The sequence below is a fragment of the Psychrobacter sp. Ps4 genome, assembly GCF_022129285.1.
Taxonomy (GTDB): domain Bacteria; phylum Pseudomonadota; class Gammaproteobacteria; order Pseudomonadales; family Moraxellaceae; genus Psychrobacter; species Psychrobacter immobilis_A.
Window position 1 is genome coordinate 322586 of record NZ_JADQAK010000001.1, and the last position, 22728, is coordinate 345313.

Below are 22728 nucleotides of genomic sequence, written 5' to 3' on the forward strand. Positions count from 1 at the left end.
TTAAGGAGATGGGTGTAACAACTCACTCAATGCCTTAGTTCCACGCACATCGGTTTGTTGCAGATATATTGGGTATAGCGGATACTTGGGAAAGCTTTGCTCAATATCTTGCATGAGTTGTTGTTGGCGCTCAGCTCGATGCCGCCAAAAATCATCAGACTGGGTCGGTGCTATCAACTGATTGATAACGATGGCGGCTGGCATGAGCTTACTGTCTTCTAACTGCTCTATCGCTCGCTTTGTTTCAGCCAGTGGCAATACATCAGCCGTCATAACCAATACAATGGCAGTTTGTGTACGGTCATGCAGTAGCAATCCTGCCTGACGAAACAGCTGCTTGCGTTTTTCTAGTACAGATACTGCTTGCTCCCAGCGATCATTCCTCTTTTCAGCAAACGGATTGGCTAAATCATTGTCATTTTTTTTCTGGATTTTTTGCTCATGACTACCCAAATGATTTGCCACTGAGCGCAGTTTTGCCTGCCGCCGCTGCTGCGCTAGCAATCCATCCGTCCATGCCCCCATCATTTCAGGCAGCACTAATAAACGCAGTGTATGTCCCGTCGGTGCGGTATCAAAAATGACGTGCTCATAGCCAGCATCTGCTGCTGCAACCAAGTGCTGACACATGGATTCGAGCATGGCGGCTTCTTGTGCGCCAGGTGCTGATTTTGATAGCCGTAGATGCTCGCGAATTTTTGGCATCATGTCTGGATTGGCATAAGAGGTGATGGTGCGTTCAACTTGGGCAAAATGCTCATCGACGATGATATCAGGGTTTAATTCAATAGCATCTAGATAAGGAGTTACGACTGTTTTTTGGTTTTTTAGCGGGACGTTTAACACATCACCCAAGCTGTGTGCTGGATCGGTCGAGACAATCAGTGTATTTTTGCCTTGATTGGCATAATAGCTGGCAAGTGCGGCGGCAGTGGTGGTTTTACCGACACCGCCCTTGCCACCGATAAATATAATCGGCTGCTTTGCCAGTTGCTCTACCAATGCGGGTAAAGGGTGTAATGCCATACTTGTATCTCATTTTTATGAATTCAAAGGAAACTAGCAGCAACCTACGTGGTCAAAAGGGCATCTATCCATACCCATTCTGGTATGCCATTCATGGAAGTTTTCTAAAAACAAAGGCTGCAACTCTAATGTATAAAAGCTTGCCGGATTGTCGATACCCAAGCTTTCCGCAAACATGAGTAGCATGAAAAAATCTTCTTCATCACGCGCGGCGCGTGCCATCGTTTGACGATAAGGCGCATGATAAAACTCGTTTAACCCAGCCGCAAACCGTTGCCACCATGGCGCAATATTTTTTATAGATTTTGTCATATCTGCCTTTTCCATAATGACCCTTATTTTGCGTATATTTATTATCTATCATGCCTATATGAGACAAAAAACGCCAGCAATTGCTGCTAGCGTTTTTTATACATTTTAGTAAATATTTAACTAGGCATTCAACATGGCTTAGAGGTTGCTTTTGCCTCTGTGTATCGACCATTCTTTGCGTAATACAGATAGACTCTCAAACGTCACTAAAATCGTAGCTATCAAAATAATGATATCCATAATAATAAGCAGCCAATTACCATCATTGAAAAAGGTTTTTAGCTGAATCAATAACGCAAAAACCGTCATGACCAGTAAGAATGACAATGGCCCCAAGGTATACCACACAGGTCTGCCTTTACGTAACAAGATAACGGTGACAATCATCAAGGTTAATGCAGCCATGAGCTGATTTGTCGTGCCAAATAATGGCCAAATAATCATACCGCCAGCACCATCGATGCCACCAGCACCAAAGGCTAATAACAAACAGCTACCAACAGCAAGCAATGTTGCCACCACACTTTTATTTAGAACAGGCAGTTTATAAATTTCACCAAACTCTTGGAAGATATAGCGTTGCAAACGTACCCCAGTATCCATCGTAGTACCAGCGAACAATGCTGCCATTACCGTCAGCATCGTCTGCGATAAAACCATATCAATACCGACGCCTGCATTCAGTATGGTTGCACCGCCATCAATAAAGGCACCAATAGAGCCATCGCCAAATTTTTGATAAACAGCTTGCCAGTCGCCAAGGGTTGCAAAGCCTGCCGTTGCCGCAAGTATCGCACCCAGTGCCAGCATCCCCTCACCCATGGCACCGAAGTAACCAACGAATCGCACATCCTCTTCTTTATCAATCTGCTTAGATGTCGTACCCGTTGCTACCAGACCATGAAAGCCTGAAATTGCACCACAAGCAATGGTGACAAACAATAAAGGCACCATAGATGGTGTACCGATTGGCAATGCCGTGTTTATCGCTGGCGCGACAATATTAGGCGTCGCAATAAAGATGGCGGCATATAGTAAAATCAGACCGACAAATAACTGTAAGCCATTGATGTAATCGCGCGGCTGCAAGAGCATCCAAACTGGTAATAAAGAAGCGATTGCCGCATAAGCAAACAAGATAATAATCCAAACAGCATTGTCAGGTAACCCTAAGAATGTCTCAGGCAATACGACAGGGAACATAGGACCAAGATAGATAAGCCCATATAAAGCCGTGACTCCAATGATTGATACCCAAACCAGATTCATCTTATAGCGATAAATACACTGACCGATGATAAAGGCGACTATCAAAGCCCCCCAAACAGGTAGCACAGCGGACGGGGTTTTTATCATCATATTAGCAATAGCGACACCGAATACCGCATTTACCATGAGTAATAATAAGAAGATAACGATCATCATCAAGCTACGTACACGTGTACCCATGACGGTACCGGCAATCGAGCCAATCGACTGACCTCGATTGCGCATACTAGCCCAAATGGCTGACATATCGTGGACACCTGCCATAAAAATCGTGCCCAATACTACCCAAATGATAGCAGGTACCCAGCCCCAAATAACCGCAATGGCAGGACCAATAATCGGAGCTGCTCCTGCGACTGAAGTAAAATGATGTCCCCATAGCACGTATTTATTGGTAGGGATATAATCCACCCCATCTTTCATAGTATGCGCTGGCGTGGGGATACTGTTATCCAATGCCAAGATTTTAGTAGCGATAAATTTTGAGTAAAACAGATAACCGCAAAGCATCGCGGCAACAGCAAACACTAGCACGATTGCACTATTCATCTTATCTCTCCTTAGACAAGTAATAGGTAGCCTTATAAGTTCAAGCTTTTTAATTTAGAATATAAAAAATATGTTAAATTAGTCGGCGACTAGTGACTTAGCGCACCTGTCCAAAGGCTGTTTATAGAAGTACTGTAGTATCATCATCCATTAATAAGGCTTTGCATTCTATCGTTAGCACATGTCACTAGTCAGCATATGGTGAGTCTTTGACTGCAACCCATTTAGATACTAACTGATTTAACGACAAATGTAACGCTGGTTAAACATGAAAAACAACAAATAAAGGAAGCACCATGGCGCATTATTTTGGGTTTGTACCTTCAGATAAATTGAAAGCATTAATCATTGACGCTGAGCAAGTGATTGCCTCAAATGAGGAGGTCGAATACTACCCATATCGTGATGCCCTGACGCATCAAACAGCACGTGATCTAATCGACAATTTGTTGATTGGATTGGTAGATATTATTCCAAACCCTGAACGTCAAGCCTCGATGCGCAAAATTGTTGGCACAGTTGAAAAAGCAACAGATACGCTGCTTAACATCTTACTCGGTAAAGAGAATAACGAAGAAGTAATGCCAAGCTTTCACTTCTTGAGAGATCGGGCGACGTTTATTGATAATGAAGGTGTAAAACGAGTGGGTTTCAAATTATCTGATGCAGATGCGCAAACCATCGAAAAAGGCTTTGCTGCTATCACACCTGAGCAAGTAGATATGAAAGCATTTAAAACAGCGCTTGAAACCATGAATGAAGAGACATTGACTCACTTTATCAGCCGCTATGCTGAAACGCTGAAACTTGGCATGATTAAACGCAAAGCTGTCCCAGTTGCCAAAGCCGCCATTGATAAAGGCATGAGTATGGCCTTAAATAAGTTGCTACCCGACCTACCTGATCGCTCTTTAAATCGTTTAGCAAACTATTACCGCCCTTTCATCGTAGAAAAGCCGGAATAAATGCCAGTATTTGATTAATTTTGCCTCAAAAGACAGATGGTATTGGGCAAATTCACTAAAATTTGCTAAAATAAGCGGCACTTTTTACCGAAGGCGCACCCGATGACCCAAATCAGCAACCAAGAAATTGAAAAAACATTACGCAACTCAGAGTGCCTTATCAGTAGCATCGAAGTAGCCGCTGCTTATGAGCGCCTTGCCGCCCAACTCAACCTACATTATGCTGGTTTAAACCCAATCGTTATGGTTGTTATGAATGGTGGACTTATTCCAGCTGGTCAACTTTTGACTCATTTGACGTTCTATCATCGCATGCATTATATTCATGCATCACGCTATCGTGATAATGCAGGCACCAACGAGCTAGATTGGAAATTCAAACCTGATGTTAGTATCGAAGGTGAGCATGTATTGCTGATTGATGATATTTTTGATGAAGGTATTACGCTAAAAACAGTTGTCGAAGAATTAAGCAAAGAAAAACCTTTATCACTTGAATGTTGTGTGTTGCTTAATAAAGAGCATGATCGTAAAGTTGAAGATTTTGATGTTGATTTTGTCGGTATCAATGTTGCAGATCGTTATGTCTATGGCTGTGGTATGGATTTCCATGGTTACTTGCGTCATCTGCCTGGCATCTATGCCATCAAAGAAGACAAAGTTTAAGTTCTGCATTTGAGTTCAAAAAAAGCATCCAATTTGGATGCTTTTTTATTGCTTGGATTTTGCACTTACTGTTAATTTTGCTACTCATACAATGCCCGTATTTTTTCTATAGGCAGTATGTTTGTACCAGTCACCATGAAGAAATAATCGAGTTGCCAATTCTGTGTCTTCTTAGCGGTATTACTGATTGGCTTATCCCAGCTAGGATACACCCTGATGCCCATCTTACCTTTTGTAAAATGAGACTGAAGAATATTATGTCTAAGCAAGACATCCTTTGGAAAAACAAACTGCCCAAATGTATGGTTGTCTTTAAATGCGGTGATTACTAACAAGTCTGGTGACGAATCATATTGAAAAGGTTGATTAATACCTTTGGAATCCTTTTCCCAAAAGGTAACGAACTGCCCTACTTTAGTAGGTGTTTGTTTAGCTACTCTGAATCTGACTGTTTTGACAGTCAGTCTGTTCATTAATTCAAATGTACCAGCAGCATATTCTAGATTTTGTTGTTCTTCTTGAGTTGAAGCAATAATCGATTGGTTGGGCTTATAAATAATTTCATTAATATGCTCTAGCACCGTATCAAAGGTATACAACTCTAGTCCTCTTTTTATATTTCTGAGCATTTTTCTATTAACGCTGAGAAAACTGTAATGCCAAACCTGTATGGCGCTCAGTAGGTGTTTGAACAGCCTTTTCAAAAGCAGATTTTGTACTATATATGGTTACCTGTTTTTTAGCACGGGTCACCGCCGTATAAATAAGCTCTTTGCTTAGCAATCTAGCATGACTATTATCAAAAGTAATGGCAACGTGTTCAAACTCAGATCCTTGCGATTTATGAATGGTCATCGCATATGCGGTGGCAATTACCTCTTCGTTTAGCAGATTGACGGGAATCCCCTGTGTTTTATTCTCGAAAAACACTTCTAATCGACTTCTTTCATCCGATGTTTGCAAGCAAAAACCAATGTCACCATTAAATAATCCTAGTTCATAGTTATTTTGTAAAACCATCACAGGACGACCATGGAACCATGTGTTTTGGCCCAGTGGCAGCTTTAGTGTAGTTAGGTGCCACTGAGTGAGATAGTTATTAATGTAGTGATCGCCCCATTCACCATTATGACCAGCACTTAGAATTCTAAACTCATTAAATGTCTCCATTAGTGATGTAATCGTATTTTTTACTGATTCTGGCATGGATTTTTCGACTGGATTTTTTAGGAGTTCTTTTACTTTATTTATATATTTGATATATTTTAACGATATTTTTGGAATAATTTTTTTATTGCCTAGGCTATTTCTTGTCTTATTATCTTTAAACTCATTTGTTTGCAGCGTATTTACATATTGAAAACTCAAGGCTTCATCCTGCCTTAACAGCTGCCAGATGGCTTGCGTATCTACCTCTGCCTGATTAATTTGGTAGGCAAGTTTGCCAATACCTGATTCTGCACTAAATCTGCGGCTTTCGGTTAACTCTGCATGAATGGGTTGTAACAGTGGGATACGGCGCAAGTCAGCCAACACTGCTCCTGCATCGACTGCTGCCAATTGGTTCGCATCCCCTAGTAGTATGAGCCTTGCACCTGGTTTCACTGCACTCACGAGATAATTAGCCAACTCGACCCCGAGCATCGATGCCTCATCAACGATGATAATATCTTCGCCAAGTGGATTATTGGCATCGTAGCGCGGTCTGCCCGTCCGACCAATACCTAACAAACGATGGATGGTTTTAGCTTCTTGTAACTGTAGATCAATATCTGCTGTATCGAGAGCAGCTTGTAAAGATTCTTGCATGCGCTGGGCAGCCTTACCAGTCGGTGCTGCCAATGCCAGACTGGCACTGTCCGTACTGAATCTAATATTTTCAGCCCCGTACCCCCCACTCTCTGTCGCTTGTTGCAGCGCAATGACTAACTGAGCCACGGTATAGGTTTTACCTGTACCTGGACCACCAGTAATAATACTAAACGCGTTGTTATTAGCAACATTAATCGCCTTTACTTGGTGCTCATGAAGATTTTCAGGCATTGCTATCTGTAAAGGACTTACTTGCTGATTTAAAATATTGTTGATATTTTTTGCTAAATTAAACTCGGCTTGCCATGCACGATGTAGCCAGAAAGTTAGTGATACTGTTGAACTTTTTGTGTTTTGACTGTCAACTTTTTTGTAAATAATAGGTTGATTTTTTTTACTTAGGCTATTTACTTTATCGTTATTATTAATGCTACTATTAACTTCAGCAAACAAATCGTGTTCGTTAACTAGGCGTATAAAAAAACTTAAGTCCGTATTTTTCAATAAGTGATATAGCGTAGCAATCATGTCAAAACGCTTGGTTAGTACCTCTTTTTCGTGGTTGCTAAGCGCCAATTGCATCCACAGCTGCTCTCTCTTATCAAATAGCGTGTCTAGCAATACGAATAGCGACCTTTCAGTTATAGAGTCATCTTCTGATTGCGTATTTAGTTTGGTATCTATCAGCGCAAAGATTGGCATTGCTAGCATTTCTAATAACTGTTGCTGCCAAGCATATAGCGTAACTGCCTCATCATTGATTTGACCTTGCAATGCTTCTTCATGCTCAGAGGACTCAATGGTTAATACGGTATGCCCCTCTTCCAAATGAGTCGCTAACATAACGAATAGAGCGGTGAATAAATTACTTTCTTCTGTTTTATCGACTTGCTTGCTATCAGTATTAGCTTTTGCATCCGTTGCCTTATAAGCTAAATACGTTTGCTCGCGGCGTAGCAATATATAATCACTGATGTTACTAGCCCAGCTTTGTTGTAGCCCAATTACTGCCTTGCTCTCTTTTTTATTATTACTCATCGTATGCTTGTCTCTATGTTGAAATAGTTAATCGATATCATGTCTTTTAGCATTTAATCATTACTTATAGCCTACTAATCGGGCATGCCAAACAACGCATCCAAACCTTTAATAAAATCGATTGGAATATCCCATGTCACTAATCCATAGCAGTCGTTTTGCATTGAGTGGCTATTATCAGCCTCTTTAACATCTTGTGATAGATCATCAGCTATTTGAGAATTGGGATCATACACACCTCGTAAAAAAACATACTCCACAGCGCCCAAATACTTATCTTCATTGCCTGCATAATCATGTATTCTCATTGAAAGGAATCGGTGTAACGCTACTTGATAAATCGCTGCTTGTAACCAGTATCCTGCCTTGGACATTGTTTGCTTAAGTGTATCTTCATTATAATCGCTTAGGCTATTTCCTAAAAAATTACTCTTATAATCGACCACATAATACTTGCCAACATGCTCATACACCAGGTCAATTTCACCACGCAGATAACGATATAGATGTGCTTTGTTTTGTGGGACCAAAGTGACGTGTTTGTCTATTTCGTCAGGTAAATATTGTTGAAATAGCCTATTGATATCCTGAGCTTTAAAATTCTCTGACAGCCCCATGTTGAACTCTAACTCAGCAAATCGCTTACCCTTACTAAGAGAAATTAAGGGTTGATTGGAGGCCAATAGCGGCGCATGTATCACCTCTTCAATCCAATTGATTAATGCCTCATGCTTGGCAGCATCTATTGAAGCAAGATCAAGTGAACTAGTATTAAATGAACCGTCATCGCCTTGCTCTTGCTTCTTCGCTTGTGATCGACGGCCTTGCTGCTCAGCGCTACTATAAACTAAAGGCAGTTGATAGCTGCTGATCGCTCTATCGATAACCTGAGACCACTGCGCTTTATTGCTGAAATCAATTTTTTCAAATATCTCATGCAAAAACGTACCCGCATTAGCACCTTTCACAAAGGTAAAGCGGATATCATCTTCTGATTTGAGATTTAACCCATCGACTTTTTCAAGAGACGCATCACTATTAAGCAAATGCTCAACCGACACTGAAGTGTCTGCCATATCAATGTCTATAGCATCATCAATACGCTCATCCACTATCGCCATTGCTTGTGTAGATTCATCGAGCTGACGAGCCAAAGCGGTAAAGCTAGTCTTAGCCCAACCATAAAAATAATTGGTTTTCATAACCTCTGCAAAAGGCGCGTATTCAATAGTCTCTGTGGCAGGCTTATGAACATCTAACTTGGTTGCGGCTAGCTGAACATTGTCATTTACGCCTGCTGATTTAGCATCGTTGCTTGCGTAATTATTGTCATAAAACTCATTAACCTTATGCCCTCTGAGCATGCCTATGGTGCCTTTGAGCCTATCAGGTAGTTCAAACTTTGCTTCTGGCGATTCAAACCAATAAAACACTGGTTTTCGCTTCATATCTCTTGTGTCATTAGGGTCTCTCAGAACAACATAAAGCTGCTCACTGGCACGGGTAAAGGCCACGTAACCTAGTCGTCGCATCTCATCGAAATCTTCCCGCGTTTCGATATCGGTGTAGTAGTCGTCTGTGGTAGCAGAACCTTGTATCGGTGAGAAGCGGCGTTGATTTCCTGTTGATTGACTATCTAGTGACTGCTGTACTAATGCTGAAGGTGCTTGATCTGCGTTATATAAATACAGGCCATACTTCTCATTGGTGCCTGACCTCCTACTGGCATCACCCATTCCCAGTACATAGACAATGGGAAACTCAAGCCCTTTGGATTTATGAATGGTCATTAGCTGCACACCAGACTCTGTCGGTAGCGGATATTGCTTAGCCCAATCGCTATTGGGCGCGGCATCTATATTTTGTCTAAACCAAGCCAATAGTTCATGCTCACCCATACCTAGGCCATACTGCGCCAAGATATCCATCACATGACGCAAATCCATGATATGACGATCGCCTTCTGGATGAGCCGCTAGCGCTTGCCAAACGCCTTGCGGCTGTATGGGATTTTTATCTAACAAGTAATGCAATGCTGACAAAATACCAAAGTGCTGCCAACGCTGTGCGCCTTCTTTTAGATAAGTAATAAAATCTTGATAACTTTTTTTATTATCAGTAGCCTCATTAACTGAGGTATCCTTCGCATTAGAATTGTGTGAATGGGCGCTTGTGGTACTGCTGCTATCAGTAACTCCTGACTCATGATCCGTCATCATGGCTTTGATGTTTTTAATACTCAGTCCATACAGATGACTTGTCAACACCCGATTAATCATGTCATGACGATACGGATATAGCATGGCACTCAGCAGCGCCGCCACATCTTCTGCCATGATGGTTTCAAAGATACTGACATCACTAGTAGTCAAGGTCGGTACATTAAGCTTAACCAACTCATCCTCAACCCGCTTTAAGTCTTTTTTGGTACGTGCCAGCACGCCGATATCACTGGGCTGAATAGGCTTGCCTTTTAAGGTCTGACCACTATTGAGCAAAGTCGCAATATGACGCGCTGTGATTTCATACTCATCGTACTCAAGCTCTTTGTTTTTATCATAAGGCAGATGTAATACGCTCACTGGCTGGGCAGAGAGCACCTCAGTCACTAAAGTAGTGCTGTGAGCGTCTGGTTCATTAAACCAAGACAGCTGATTTTCTGGTTTTGCCGCTTTAATATGCTGATAGTAAATACCTGCGCCTAATTGAGCTAACTTATTCTCAACAATGGTTGCATCAGCCATGCCGAACCAACAGTTTAGGGCATTAATCACACCAGCATTTGAGCGTCGGTTAATATCGAGCGTCCAAAGCGTGCTTTTATCAAATTGGGCTTTCATGTAGTTATAGTTGGCCACATCGCCACCACGAAACCCATAAATAGCCTGCTTGGGATCACCAACCAATAATAAAAATTCATGACTAGATTTTTTAGTAGCTGACTGTTTATCATTATCAGCAACCTTGCCCTTTTTCTTTGGTAAATAGATACTTTCAATCATAATAGCTTGCGCGCCATTGATATCTTGCGACTCATCAATCAACGCCACAGGATAGTGATGACGAATATAACGCGCCAGCTTTTCGCCTTGCCGACCCGTTAATGCTTGGTTTAAACGCACCATTTGCAGGCTAAAGGTCGTCTCACCACGCTCTTCCAAAATAATTGGTAGCCTGTCACGTACCGCAAGCACGATATGACGATTAAGATTGGCTAAAACAGTCACTATATATTCATCGAGCTGTTGGATATAGTTATATAGCATGAGCAACATCTGCACTGATTCAGTATTGACGAATCTGATTCTTCCTTGCTCTTTATCTTCTAAAAATCCAGAATCTTCTGAATCATCGAAAGTTGCTTGAAGCTGTTTTAAGAAATTCGCTTGCGGGGTAGATAAACTTTGATAAAAAGAAAGCTGCTTCTTTTGAATAAGGCCTTTAAAATCTTCATAAAAACATAAGTTTTTAGCGACACTCTTTCGATTATTAAATCCTTCTTTTTTTCTAAAGCTCAGATCTAAATAAGGTTGAAGATCATTAAAATCAAAATCACAGAACTGAACTAAGAACTTTTCATAATTTTGAATACTAAAGTCATTTACTACAATCTCATCAATTGGCGCAGAAATAAAATTAAGCGAGCGAGTCACATATTTTTTATGATCACTCACGGCAGTCAACTTGCCTTGTTGATCCATAAGCGCATACAGTTTAGGCTGCTCATGATGTAAGCGGCTTTGAAACTGACGCAGCTCATCATGAATAATACTATCGGTCACCTGCTCAATACTGCTCTCTTCGATAATAGCCATACCTTGCTGATGACCTGTCTCGCTACTGTACTCCTTCAGCCATTTTTGTGCCAAGCTATCGAGCGTACCCACAAACAGTTTATCCAACGTGGTTAAAACCAGTGCGGTACGCCTGATAGCTTCCGTCATTGGATAGCTGTACACGTGATCCAGCAAATAACCAACGAGATGCAGGTTAATGGGATCTTGCATGATGCCATCCAAGCGCACATATTTAGCCTGTGCTACCAACCAATCTTCACGGTCTTTTTTTGCTTGCGCACGCTTTGTGGCAGCAGCTTGCTTATCAGTAGCAAGGTCTTGGTTTAACTCATCAGCGCCTATCTCAGTACTTAAATCCGTACTTGATTTTTTGCCCTCTTGTTTATCCTTATCGCTTTCAGGCATCACCTGCAATATATTGGGATACAAAGCCTCCTTATTACTGATGTCAGCACTTAAACTGTTGACCCACTGCAATAATTGATAAAAATCCACCAAACGATCATGAATACGCTGACGCATCTCAGCGGCAGCGGCTCGCGTAAAGGTAGTAGCAATAATTTGCTCTGGCGCACGTCGTGCTTCAATTAGCAGGCGCAATACAATGCCTGTTAGCGTCCAAGTTTTACCAGTACCAGCAGACGCTTCAATCAGGTGCTTGCCCGTTAGGTCAACATCAACTGCTGGTATCACATCAGCCTTACGCTCACTCATAGGATCTGAGTGAGGCGCATCTGAGTGCTCATCGAATAAATGTGGCTGTGTAGAAAGTTCAATGATATTGGTTGGATCAGTCAAGTCTGTCATATGGGCGCATACTTTTAATTATTATTTATTAAAACAAGATAGCAAAAATTAATTAGAGGCTGTTCTAGATAATGGGCTAGCCATCTAAGTCAATTAACGCAGTAAACATCGGCTCGTACAATGGTCGCGCCAAGGTGGTCAACGCGTCTGACAAAGCCTTAAATCCATCTTGATCACGTAGTACATATTGCCAAATGGCATGCTGAGAGCAAGTATCATATACTGTGTCTGTATGATAGCCAGATCGTAACCAATCCGAGAAGTCGGCACGTTTTGGCCAATAACTGCCGCCTTCACTATCTTCAGATTTTGAACACTGATCAAGGTAATTGAGTGCATATTCAGGCAATAAAGTAATAGGCACTTGCCCAGATAACTTGGAAAAAATCGCCCATTTTATCAGCTCAATAACAGCGTCTTCATAGACAATGGGGCTTAGTTTAAATGCGATTACTTTGTCATACTTTTTGACTTGTGAGCTAGGCTTATTAAAGCGCCAAATACTCACCCCATCATTGAGTGCCACTTGCTCAGCAGTGGTACGTCTGGCCACTTGCCAATACAAATGTGATAACCAAAATTTGAGTAAATGCCTAGGACTGGCAGAATTGGGCAATATGTTTAACCACTGCTTGGGTGATTGCTGAGCATAAGGCATGCCCGCCTGAATATGAGAGTGGCTATCATGCGCATCTATCGGCACTGCTGTTGGTAATGATACTGGTGCTAATATAGGTACTGAGCCTTTGATCTTAATGATTTTCGGCAACAGCTTAAGCAGTGCTTCTATCTCGTTAATATCTGTCTGGCTGTTTGACCCGTTATCAGTGTTATTCAGTATATTTTTTAGCTCTATCTGGACAGGATGCTCGGCGGTTGGCGTTAGTAGCTGCAAACCTGTCGTACCCTCTATCCCATCTTCATTGGGTACAATATTTTCGCCAAAACCATTAGCTATTAACTGCTCTTTAAATTCCAAACATTGCTGTTGCAGTTTTTGTTGTTGATTGGGTAGCGTGGTTTGGCGAGCCACACCTGCTGGCATGATTTTTTGATACATCAGGATTGGAGTAGTGGTTTCAGCCGCTGCATTACTATTATTCTTACTCTCATCAGTAACCAACTGTTTAATCAAGTGCTCTTTGATTTGATAGGTAGTCAAACTGTTTAGAAATAATGGCTCTTGATGCGACAGTGCTTCTTCACCTTGTACCACATGCACCTTTTGAGCCCGTAAGAACGCTTTGGCAGGATGGCGCACTTGGTAAGCCAATGCACCTTCAACATCTATCTCCCCAATATTAAATACGCTATCAGATACAGCTTGGGAGAGCACCTGAGTCATATCACTGATATTGCTAGTATCAACAACAGCCTCTAATGCCAATAGTTCAACCAATGCAGACAAGGTTTGAGTGTTTACTTGACCGAGCTGACCCAAGCCTTGACCAAGCATCTTAGCGATTGCTTCGTACTGTGTCTTTGTGGGCAAGCCAACCAACTGTACCTGCTCACTAGACACTCTGCCCTTTAGTGTATCAAACACCGCTTGCCAAAGCGGCGCAGGCGGAAATTGCTTTTTTTGCGCCAATTTGGTTTTGCGCATGGCTTTACTTAAGAGAATGTCCAGCTCATCAATCATCTCAACAGGGCTGGAATCCTGAGCATTGATATTAATATTGGCATTAGCATTGTCATCAATATCAGAAGACGCTTGCTCAGAAACATTCGTACCTTCAATTTCTGTTTCAAACAGACTCTCATGAAAAGGCAGAGCAGGATGCTCAGTCACCAACCACTGCTTAATCAATTTAGGCAAATAGCGCTTGAGACTTTCGGTGGTTGGGTCAACATCCTTAGGTAATGTCTCAAGCGAGTTCACCTGCCATTGCACTTCGCCTTGCAAAAACTGTAATAGCTCACTCACTGGATTGGCTGGCAGATGCTCATGAGTGTCCGTCAAGCTTTGACCGTTGTAGAACATCCAGCATGCACTGCGCGCGCACAGCAGGGCATCTAAAAATGCACCGTTGTCATCGTCCTCACTGACTCTGTCACCGCGGCGAGCATTGGTCGCTTTCATCAAATCATAGCGGTTGTCACGATCACGCCCAGGGAACTCTGAGAGATCCATGTTGAGCATGACCACCAACTCAAAAGGCACGTTCCTTAAAGCACCAAACTTACCAAAGGTAATAACACCAGTAGGCTCAGCACTGACTTGCTGACTTTCAAGCTCGTTTTCAATACTGTCTAGCATAAAGCTCAACTTTAGTGGCAAGTGCTCCACACCTGCCAGCCTTTGCTCCACTTCTCTGTTGTCGACATCACCACTCGAGTACTGCCTATAGTGACGATTGGCTCGCAAACTTGCTTTAAAGCCATTCATCGCATTGTAAATGGCGCGCATGGTACGCGTTTGGTCCACATCGCCAAAGTAGCGATGAATCACTTGTCTCTCAATCTGATCGAGCCAGTCTTCCGCTTTCATTTTTTTTGTATGGTCATCCCGTCGTGCGACCAAACCGGTATAAATGCGGCAAAGCGCTTCAACAATCAACGTATCATTTAAGCTGACTTGTGGTAGCGGTAAAGTCATTTCTGGTAAGGCAGTGCTTGGCCATACATCTTCATTTAGAGCATATAAGCAATCACTCAACTCAGCTTCTGGCATGACCAGACCTAGGGTCAATCTGTCTAACGCTTGTGCAAAGCTAAAGCGATAGTCGTAGTCATTACTGTCCAACGTTTGTTTAAGATGCAGCTCGTCAAAACCGCGAATAAAGCCCGCCTCTACCAACAAATCACAGCCACGGCTCATCTGCTCATGAGTCAGCCCAAAGCTTTCAAATAAAGGAGGCAACATAAGCCAATCTAAGACTTCAGCCGCTTCAAAACGGGCGCTATGGCTACCCAATAGCTTATAAAAACCAATAATGGCTTCCCATAACTGGCGAATGTCCGCATCAACAACACCAGTCACTTTAGCAGGCAAAGTCAAACCGTCTTGACCCTTACCATTGACGAAGATAGAACCAATCAATGCATGATGACGTTCAACATCAGGTAGCAGCACAACAATGTCGGAGATATGACGTTTCTTTTCACCTAGTTTGATAGGTTCATTTAACCAACGGCCAATCATAATACGCAACACTTCAAGCTGACGCTGCAAACTATGACACGAATGAATGCTTAGGCTATTATCTTGGGAAGAGATTGCCCAAAAACGGTCTTTCTCAAAGCGCTTATTCTCTAACGCTTCATCTTCATACCAAGCCGTTGCTGGCTTAGCTTCATCAAAGCTTGGCTCTAGTTGCTTACTTACTGCTTGCGAGACTGTAGCGGCTGTTGCTTGCTGGGTAGATTGCTCATCAAGCATCAACACATCATTTTGCAAACGTTTTAATAAGCTCAGGTTACCTTGGGCATCTTGAGTACTGACAGCGTCATCAGCAGCATCTATGCTTTCATAATCGTAATGACCGAGCACATTATCTACACCCTTATCAAAGTTATCTTGCCATTCGACTAGCGCATCGTCGTATTGCTCATTACCTGACAAGTTGGCAAGCATGGCAAAAGCATCACGCGACTGCTTGCCCAAACGCGATAGCAAACTATGACCATAATCACGTAAAAAGACACTCTCAGGGTTGATAATCTGTTGACGCTGTAACCAAGATTTATCGACGATATCCGCCCAAAACAGCTTTGATGGATTGTAATGCAATAGCGTGATATTCATGTATTGCGACAAGCGCTGTAGAAAGTCGAGCTCGGTCTGTGGCAGTTGCTGGATGGTAAAAATACGCAGTATGGTTGGCAACTGGTCGCGCTCATTCGCCTTGTTACCTTTTAAAGCTGACCAAAATGCGCGCTCTAGTGCCACGCGGTGTAAATGAACGTCAGCAAACAAATGCGACCATAAGAATCGTTGCGCCGCCTCTAACTCAACATAATGCCCCACCAGCCATTCAGGCGTGCCGCGCGCATATTTATCAAAACGCAGTGATAATAAATCTTTCTCCGCTATCAATTCATCTACATTTAGCGGTTTGTTGTACGACCATAAATCTAGCCAATCCTCACGATGGGTCAAGTATCGGTTAAATACTCTTGCCAAATCGCTTGCTAACTGCCAGATACGGGCATCTTGTTGCGCCTTATCCTGTTGTAAGCTGTCTTGTTGAGCACTTGCCTGCGGCTCATCAATCAAAGATACTAGTAATGGATGAACCGGATGTTTTTCATCTGCAACAATCGCCTCTTGATAGTAGGTCAAATAGCCAAACAATCGCCACTGCATGACCGTTGGTGACAACACCGCCACTTCTGGCACATTTAAGGTTGCAGCTTCAGGGTTTTGCGCCAGTAAGTATGCATTATGGCGAGTCAATACATCCTGCATGAGCGTCCATTGATACTGACCCCAAAACTTAGTACGCACCAAGGTACTAATCCCAGCACGACTGGCAATGGTTTTGTCCAACCAATCGCCCAATACCATTGACGGTACAATGACAATAAAAGGCTCAAAAACAGGCTGATCCTTAGACTGATATTGCACAAGCAGTTGATCAACAAGGTTTTCGGTGCGGTGCGATTGAATAATGGTAAACATAGAGGATAGTCTGATTGAAGTTATAATATGAGTGATAGTGTGATGTAGACGGTCGTGAATGCCTGAAATGGAATAACATTTGCGTTAACTTTCTAATGCATATTGATGGCTGCTAAGGAATACCACGAAGGATACTCACCAATCTATGTTTCGCGGTCGTTACTACAATGTATTTCTGCTAGCATGGCTGTCATGAACACGATGCAAATGACAACAATGATTAACTATCATTGCATCATCAGTGATTATTTATAACAATCATAAAATAGGCTGCTGATTAGTGTGCCATCGATAGCTATCGTTTACTAGTATATGTGCCACTATTATAATATCTTACGACAGATAGTGTCGCATTGATAAGTCTCATATTTATGAATAGAGAAGTCAGTGCTGCTGTCAGATTAATTGCTGTAATTTTTATGTCCATAACCCTTTTTTAACGGAATAACTTAATACTATGCCCTTGCGTCCCATTGATGCCATTTTCGTTCATCCTAAACGACGGCTATATGTTGTATACTATCGCGGTGAATTGTGGCAATTGCCACGTATGAAAATTGACGACAGATCGTGGCAAAACAGACAGCCCTATACTGATGACAGTCGCTCGCTTTATTTGAGCATCCATCAAGCCATTAACGACCCCATACTTGCACAAAAACTGCGAACATTGAATCTGCCTGTCGCGGTGCGTGGGAGCACGCTGCCACGCTTTGAAGCATGGTGGGAAGCCCATGGTTTTGAATGGCTTAAAGACAAGCTTACGATGGGCGAATCGCCATTAGCTGCACACCAAATAAAAGCCATTGACAATAATGTTACCTCCCCTTCAAACGATCAACCTGTGCTATCCAATCAAAACAGTACAATTATTCATGAGAATAATAGCAAGAAAAAACTTTTACCTGATTCAGAAACCGATGTTTTTGCAGATATGCTTGCGGACTTAGCAGATGAAGTGTTACACCAACAGCTTTAAAAATAATACGTTATACACCGCATTTTATGTAAACTTGACACAAACCCATTAAGAGAAGAGCAGTAACATATGAGAGACTACAAGCTGCTACTGGCTGGGCTAATTTTACTGCTGCTGATAATCTTTATTGCAATCTTTACGTGGTTATGGAGCAATAACCGTAAAAATATAGACCCCCTACCGATCATGGCAAATGCAAATGAGCCGTCAGCCACCACTCAAGACGAGGTAAATACCCTGACCGACAGTACATTGTATATCAAGGCAGAAGAGGACTTACAAGCACCCTTGGACGATATCATCGTTAGCTTCGAATCTCGTTATCCTCATGTGCAGGTTGTACCAAGTTATGTACCCGCCAGCGACCTCTTAACCTTATCAAACGCCAATCCTAGCGATAATGAACGCTCAGAATTAGGCGCTGATATAGACATGATCATCGCTAACGACAGCCTATCTGCAGACCGTCTGACACCGTTACAAGCAGAGCTAAAAACGGCTCACGATAAAATAAACCAAGACAAAGCAAATATCAGCAATACTGATGATAAAAAAGTAGAGACTGCTGAGACTGATACCATTGAAACTGACAATATAGAGGCACGTAACCTAAATTCTTTCAGCTATGCATTGAAAGAAAAGCAAGCGCTTGAAGGGGTTATTTTGACAGAGAATACTGCTGCTATTAACTTCCGTAATTTTTTACTTTCGAGTACCGGACAAGATATATTAGAAAAGTACGATTATTATAATATCGAAGGTTATAAAAACAGTGTAAATGACTTGTTTAATCCAACATCACGTGCACAAAAAGCAGCAAATACCAACACTGTGAATGTCGCTGACGCCTTGAGTAATGGCAAGTAATGATAAAATCTTTATATTTTGTTGATTGCTTTTATGAGCGATTTTTCCTACAATGTTATTCCAAAATGCGCCTATAGCTCAACAGGATAGAGCAGTTGCCTCCTAAGCGATCGATCCGAGTTCGAGTCTTGGTGGGCGCACCATCAAACATTGTCAAAAGACATTAAAAGACCTCACAGCCTATCAGTTGTGGGGTCTTTTAGTGTCTTATCGCATCATAACATTGCATAACTTACGATGCATTTTCATACAGCATACCTGCAAAACACAAAAAAGCCTTTCAAGCTTTATATTTCATAGCTTGAAAGGCTTTTCGATCGCATATTTTTATCTAGGTAAGCGTTTTAATATTGGGGAATGCCCAAATCCGCTCTTACTCTATGTTTAACATCGATTTCGCCACAGCTTCGGCCACTTTAATGCCATCAATCCCTGCTGATAATATGCCGCCTGCGTAACCAGCACCTTCGCCTGCAGGGAATAATCCTTTGGTGTTAATGCTTTGAAATTCTTTATTGCGCTTAATGCTGATTGGTGACGATGTTCTGGTTTCTACACCCGTTAGTAAACCGTCGTCAGATGAAAATCCTTGGATTTTTTTATTAAACGCTGGAATGGCTTCACGTATGGCATCTACGGCAAAATCAGGTAGTGCTTTGCTTAAGTCGGTTAAGGTAATGCCCGGTGTGTAAGACGGTTTTACATCGCCTAATTCTGAGTCTGGTTTACCTTTTAAGAAATCGCCAATCGTTTGCGCTGGTGCACTGTAATCTTTGCCGCCTAATTCAAACGCTAAGGTTTCTAGCTGTCTTTGTAAGTCGATACCAGCAAGGGGGTGGTTTGGGTAATCTCGCTCTGGGTCGATACCTACAACAATAGCACTGTTAGCGTTACGCTCGTTTCTTGAATATTGGCTCATGCCGTTAGTGACAACACGGCCTTCTTCTGATGCTGCGGCAACCACGGTTCCGCCTGGACACATACAGAAGCTATAGACGGAACGACCATTTTTACAATGATGAACCAGTTTATAATCCGCAGCGCCAAGTATCTCGTTTCCAGCATTGTCACCAAAGCGTGCTTGGTCTATGGTTGACTGTTTATGTTCAATCCTAAAGCCAATTGAAAAAGGCTTTGCTTCAACATACACGCCTTTATCATGGATCATTTGGAAGGTATCACGCGCGCTATGACCAACAGCAAGAACAACATGGTTGGTTTTTAAGGTTTCGCCAGTATTAAGTGTCACGCCAGTTACTTTTGAGTCAGTGATATGCAAGTCGTCTACGCGAGTAGCAAAACGGACTTCCCCACCAAGCGCTATGATCTCAGCACGCATTTTTTCTACCATAGTGACTAACTTATAAGTGCCTATGTGCGGTTTACTAACAAATAAAATCTCATCTGGTGCACCAGCTTTTACAAATTCCGTCATGACTTTACGGCCATAATGATTGGGATCTTTCACTTGGCTATACAACTTACCGTCGGAGAAGGTACCCGCTCCGCCTTCACCGAATTGTACATTTGATTCTGTATTTAATTTACGCTGACGCCAAAAGCCAAAGGTATCTTTGGTGCGTTGTCTGACTTCATTACCGCGTTCAATGATAATAGGTTTAAAACCCATTTGAGCAAGAGTCAGTGCTGCTAATAAACCACAAGGACCAAAACCAATAACAACAGGACGTTCAGTTAAATCTTTTGGCGCTTCACCTACATATTTATAACTGGTGTCTGGCGTTGCTTTAACATGGTTGTCTGACTCAAATTTAACCAGTAATTCATTGGTTAAATCCGAGTCGGTCAGTGTGATGTCTAGCGTATAAATTAATTGGATATTTCTTTTATTACGAGCATCATAACCACGTTTAAACATCACAAATGACGCCATTTGCTCAGCAGAAATTTTAAGTTTTGTCGTTATAGCAGTCGTTAGATCTTCAGGTGCATGATTTAATGGCAATTTAATTTCAGTTAAACGTATCATTGGTTACTCATAAACTCGTGTAGAAAACAGTCTCGCATTTTACTGGTACTGATACAAATAAGCGAATAAATATTTTACTTATAAAAGGGTAAATTTATGGATTCTTCAGCATAGATCAGCACCCTATTATAAAAAATAAATTTCAGACTTCACCCCAAGCTAGCTACCAAGCCTAATGGCTAACGTGCTTTAGCTAAAAAAAACCTACCTTTAGTTAAGTTGACATCATTTAGTACGTTTGCTTCTTAATTTCCTTCTGTTCACACTTCCTGAACTCAAAAAAAAACATCGCTTCTGATGTCATCATTTTTTATACCGCTTTAGCATTCCTTAACCAGACATAAATGGTGCATAGAAAATCATAAAAACCAATTATGGTGCACAAAAGTGCCCTAGCTCCTGATAAAGACCAATATTGGTGCATTTGTCTAGTATTTTATATTGGCATAGATATTGAAGTATTAATAATAGTTAGGAATGGCTCGTTCACTCGGCCTACCATGCTGCTACTTTATCTTTCTGGAGAAATATATGTCTTTATTGCCAACGCTTATCACTGCTACTCCTATAAGTACAAATTATCGTATCGACTCAAAATTGACATCACGTTTGTCTCTACTAGCAGTAGCCGTTGTCGGCAGCTTAAGTCTTATGGGTTGTCAAAAACCTGCGGAAACCAGCGCTGAGACCAATTCTACCGCCACAAAAACGGAAACCTCTGCGACGACTGCTACCTCTGCGGCAGATGGTGACACCATCAAAGTTGGTATCTTGCATTCTTTATCTGGAACGATGGCCATCTCTGAGACGTCATTAAAAGATACTGCTCTCATGACCATTGATGAAATTAATGCCAATGGCGGCGTGTTGGGTAAACAGCTAGAGCCAATCGTCGTAGATCCCGCCTCTGATTGGCCGTTATTCGCTGAAAAAGCACGTCAGCTGTTAACCCAAAATAAAGTTGATGTGATATTTGGGGGTTGGACGTCAGTGTCACGTAAGTCAGTGCTGCCTGTCGTTGAAGAGTTAAATGGTTTGATGTTCTACCCTGTTCAGTACGAGGGTCAAGAACAGTCAGAAAACATTTTCTACACTGGTGCTGCACCGAACCAACAAGCCATTCCTGCCGTTGAATATTTGATGAGTCCAGAGGGCGGTAGTGCAGAACGCTTTGTATTACTGGGGACAGATTATGTTTATCCTCGGACTACTAACCAGATACTGCGGGCTTTCTTAAAATCTAAAGGCGTCGCTGAAACAGATATCATGGAAGAGTACACCCCTTTCGGTTTTAGCAACTATCAGACCATCGTTGGCAATATTAAAAGCTTCTCGACGGGTAAGAAGACGGCGGTTATCTCTACCATTAATGGGGATTCAAACGTACCCTTTTATCGTGAACTTGCCAATCAGGGTATTAAAGCCTCTGATATCCCAGTCATGGCATTCTCAGTAGGAGAAGAGGAGCTTCGCGGTATCGATACCAGCTTATTGCAAGGGCATTTGGCGTCATGGAACTACTTTATGTCGGTTAAAAATCCTGTCAACAGCGATTTCACTAAAAAGCATAAGAAATATGCGTTGGATCATAAGCTACCGAATGCTGAAAAGGTCGTGACCAATGATCCTATGGAAGCCACCTACGTGGGTATCAATATGTGGAAACAAGCAGTCGAAAAAGCAGGTACCACTAATGTCGATAAAGTGCGTATTAGTATGGGAGGTCAGACTTTTGACGCGCCATCAGGGTATACATTAAAAATGGATGAGGAAAACCATCACTTATGGAAGCCTGTCATGATCGGTCAAATCCGTGCCGATGGTCAGTTCGATGTGATTAGCAAAACGCCAAAAGTCATTCGTGCTGAGCCATGGAGTCAGTACATTCCTAAATAAATAAGGTGTTGTCACCTAAACCGCAATCCTTAGCCCCTTAATGGTATCAATACCAGCAACCCTTTAGCTCCTCTACTGATAAAACAGTTTTCAGTAGAGGTTAGAGGAGTGTTGACTGCAAAAAAGGAACC

Annotated in this window: 13 protein-coding genes and 1 tRNA gene; 6 read left to right on the forward strand and 8 right to left on the reverse strand. The window is 42.0% G+C overall.

From position 1 onward, the window contains the following. The 3 genes from I3252_RS01275 to I3252_RS01285 all read right to left on the reverse strand — a co-directional run bounded on the left by I3252_RS01275 (window position 1) and on the right by I3252_RS01285 (window position 3156). Window positions 1-1026 carry an ArsA family ATPase gene (locus I3252_RS01275; RefSeq protein ID WP_238033958.1) on the reverse strand — a complete coding sequence of 342 codons (1026 nt, stop codon included), beginning with the start codon at window positions 1024-1026 and terminating at the stop codon, window positions 1-3. Between the two features lie 33 nt (window positions 1027-1059). Then, window positions 1060-1353, reverse strand: a complete 294-nt coding sequence (locus I3252_RS01280) for a cory-CC-star protein (RefSeq protein ID WP_055125816.1) — start codon at window positions 1351-1353, stop codon at window positions 1060-1062. Between the two features lie 123 nt (window positions 1354-1476). Then, window positions 1477-3156 carry a carbon starvation protein A gene (locus tag I3252_RS01285; RefSeq protein WP_055125815.1) on the reverse strand — a complete coding sequence of 560 codons (1680 nt, stop codon included), beginning with the start codon at window positions 3154-3156 and terminating at the stop codon, window positions 1477-1479. A 296-nt stretch (window positions 3157-3452) separates the two neighbouring features. Between I3252_RS01285 and I3252_RS01290 the strand changes: the two genes are divergently transcribed. Together I3252_RS01290 and I3252_RS01295 are read left to right on the forward strand one after the other, a co-directional pair. Further along, the gene (locus I3252_RS01290) at window positions 3453-4121 is read left to right on the forward strand and encodes a hypothetical protein (protein WP_055125814.1); all 669 of its coding nucleotides are present in this window, start codon (window positions 3453-3455) and stop codon (window positions 4119-4121) included. 102 nt (window positions 4122-4223) lie between these two features. Then, a complete protein-coding gene (locus I3252_RS01295) occupies window positions 4224-4787 on the forward strand; it encodes a hypoxanthine-guanine phosphoribosyltransferase (RefSeq protein ID WP_045447249.1) in 564 nt (187 codons plus the stop codon). A gap of 80 nt (window positions 4788-4867) precedes the next feature. Here I3252_RS01295 and I3252_RS01300 read toward each other — a convergent pair whose 3' ends face one another. The 4 genes from I3252_RS01300 to I3252_RS01315 form a co-directional block, all read right to left on the reverse strand. Beyond that, the gene (locus I3252_RS01300; RefSeq protein WP_238033959.1) at window positions 4868-5386 is read right to left on the reverse strand and encodes a MepB family protein; all 519 of its coding nucleotides are present in this window, start codon (window positions 5384-5386) and stop codon (window positions 4868-4870) included. Window positions 5387-5423: 37 nt separating this feature from the next. Next, window positions 5424-7637, reverse strand: a complete 2214-nt coding sequence (gene recD, locus I3252_RS01305; RefSeq protein ID WP_238033960.1) for an exodeoxyribonuclease V subunit alpha — start codon at window positions 7635-7637, stop codon at window positions 5424-5426. Window positions 7638-7711: 74 nt separating this feature from the next. Further along, entirely contained in the window at window positions 7712-12241 is a 4530-nt protein-coding gene (locus I3252_RS01310; protein ID WP_238033961.1) for a UvrD-helicase domain-containing protein, read from the reverse strand. Window positions 12242-12317: 76 nt separating this feature from the next. Next, window positions 12318-16865, reverse strand: coding sequence for an exodeoxyribonuclease V subunit gamma (locus I3252_RS01315; protein WP_238033962.1), 4548 nt, complete (start codon window positions 16863-16865; stop codon window positions 12318-12320). Between the two features lie 457 nt (window positions 16866-17322). Here I3252_RS01315 and I3252_RS01320 point away from each other — a divergent pair, with 457 nt between their 5' ends. The 3 genes from I3252_RS01320 (at window position 17323) to I3252_RS01330 (ending at window position 18854) form a co-directional block, all read left to right on the forward strand. After that, window positions 17323-17844, forward strand: coding sequence for a hypothetical protein (locus I3252_RS01320; RefSeq protein ID WP_201553869.1), 522 nt, complete (start codon window positions 17323-17325; stop codon window positions 17842-17844). 69 nt (window positions 17845-17913) lie between these two features. Beyond that, on the forward strand, window positions 17914-18711 hold the full coding sequence (locus I3252_RS01325; RefSeq protein WP_238033963.1) for a hypothetical protein: 798 nt from the start codon (window positions 17914-17916) through the stop codon (window positions 18709-18711). A gap of 67 nt (window positions 18712-18778) precedes the next feature. After that, a tRNA-Arg gene (locus tag I3252_RS01330) sits at window positions 18779-18854 on the forward strand. Window positions 18855-19084: 230 nt separating this feature from the next. Here I3252_RS01330 and I3252_RS01335 read toward each other — a convergent pair. Next, window positions 19085-20701: an NAD(P)/FAD-dependent oxidoreductase gene (locus I3252_RS01335; protein WP_238033964.1), complete on the reverse strand. Its 1617-nt coding sequence runs from the start codon at window positions 20699-20701 to the stop codon at window positions 19085-19087. Window positions 20702-21286: 585 nt separating this feature from the next. On the opposite strand from I3252_RS01335, the gene urtA reads away from it, so the two are divergent. After that, window positions 21287-22597, forward strand: coding sequence for an urea ABC transporter substrate-binding protein (gene urtA, locus I3252_RS01340; protein ID WP_238033988.1), 1311 nt, complete (start codon window positions 21287-21289; stop codon window positions 22595-22597). Window positions 22598-22728 lie beyond the last annotated feature (131 nt).

Excerpts from the sequence above, each read along its gene's own strand:
- I3252_RS01275 (WP_238033958.1), bottom strand. The coding sequence starts at position 1,026 with ATGGCATTACACCCTTTACCCGCATTGGTAGAGCAACTGGCAAAGCAG.
- I3252_RS01280 (WP_055125816.1), bottom strand. The coding sequence starts at position 1,353 with ATGGAAAAGGCAGATATGACAAAATCTATAAAAAATATTGCGCCATGG.
- I3252_RS01285 (WP_055125815.1), bottom strand. The coding sequence starts at position 3,156 with ATGAATAGTGCAATCGTGCTAGTGTTTGCTGTTGCCGCGATGCTTTGC.
- I3252_RS01290 (WP_055125814.1), top strand. The coding sequence starts at position 3,453 with ATGGCGCATTATTTTGGGTTTGTACCTTCAGATAAATTGAAAGCATTA.
- I3252_RS01295 (WP_045447249.1), top strand. The coding sequence starts at position 4,224 with ATGACCCAAATCAGCAACCAAGAAATTGAAAAAACATTACGCAACTCA.
- recD (WP_238033960.1), bottom strand. The coding sequence starts at position 7,637 with ATGAGTAATAATAAAAAAGAGAGCAAGGCAGTAATTGGGCTACAACAA.
- I3252_RS01310 (WP_238033961.1), bottom strand. The coding sequence starts at position 12,241 with ATGACAGACTTGACTGATCCAACCAATATCATTGAACTTTCTACACAG.
- I3252_RS01315 (WP_238033962.1), bottom strand. The coding sequence starts at position 16,865 with ATGTTTACCATTATTCAATCGCACCGCACCGAAAACCTTGTTGATCAA.
- I3252_RS01320 (WP_201553869.1), top strand. The coding sequence starts at position 17,323 with ATGCCCTTGCGTCCCATTGATGCCATTTTCGTTCATCCTAAACGACGG.
- I3252_RS01325 (WP_238033963.1), top strand. The coding sequence starts at position 17,914 with ATGAGAGACTACAAGCTGCTACTGGCTGGGCTAATTTTACTGCTGCTG.
- I3252_RS01335 (WP_238033964.1), bottom strand. The coding sequence starts at position 20,701 with ATGATACGTTTAACTGAAATTAAATTGCCATTAAATCATGCACCTGAA.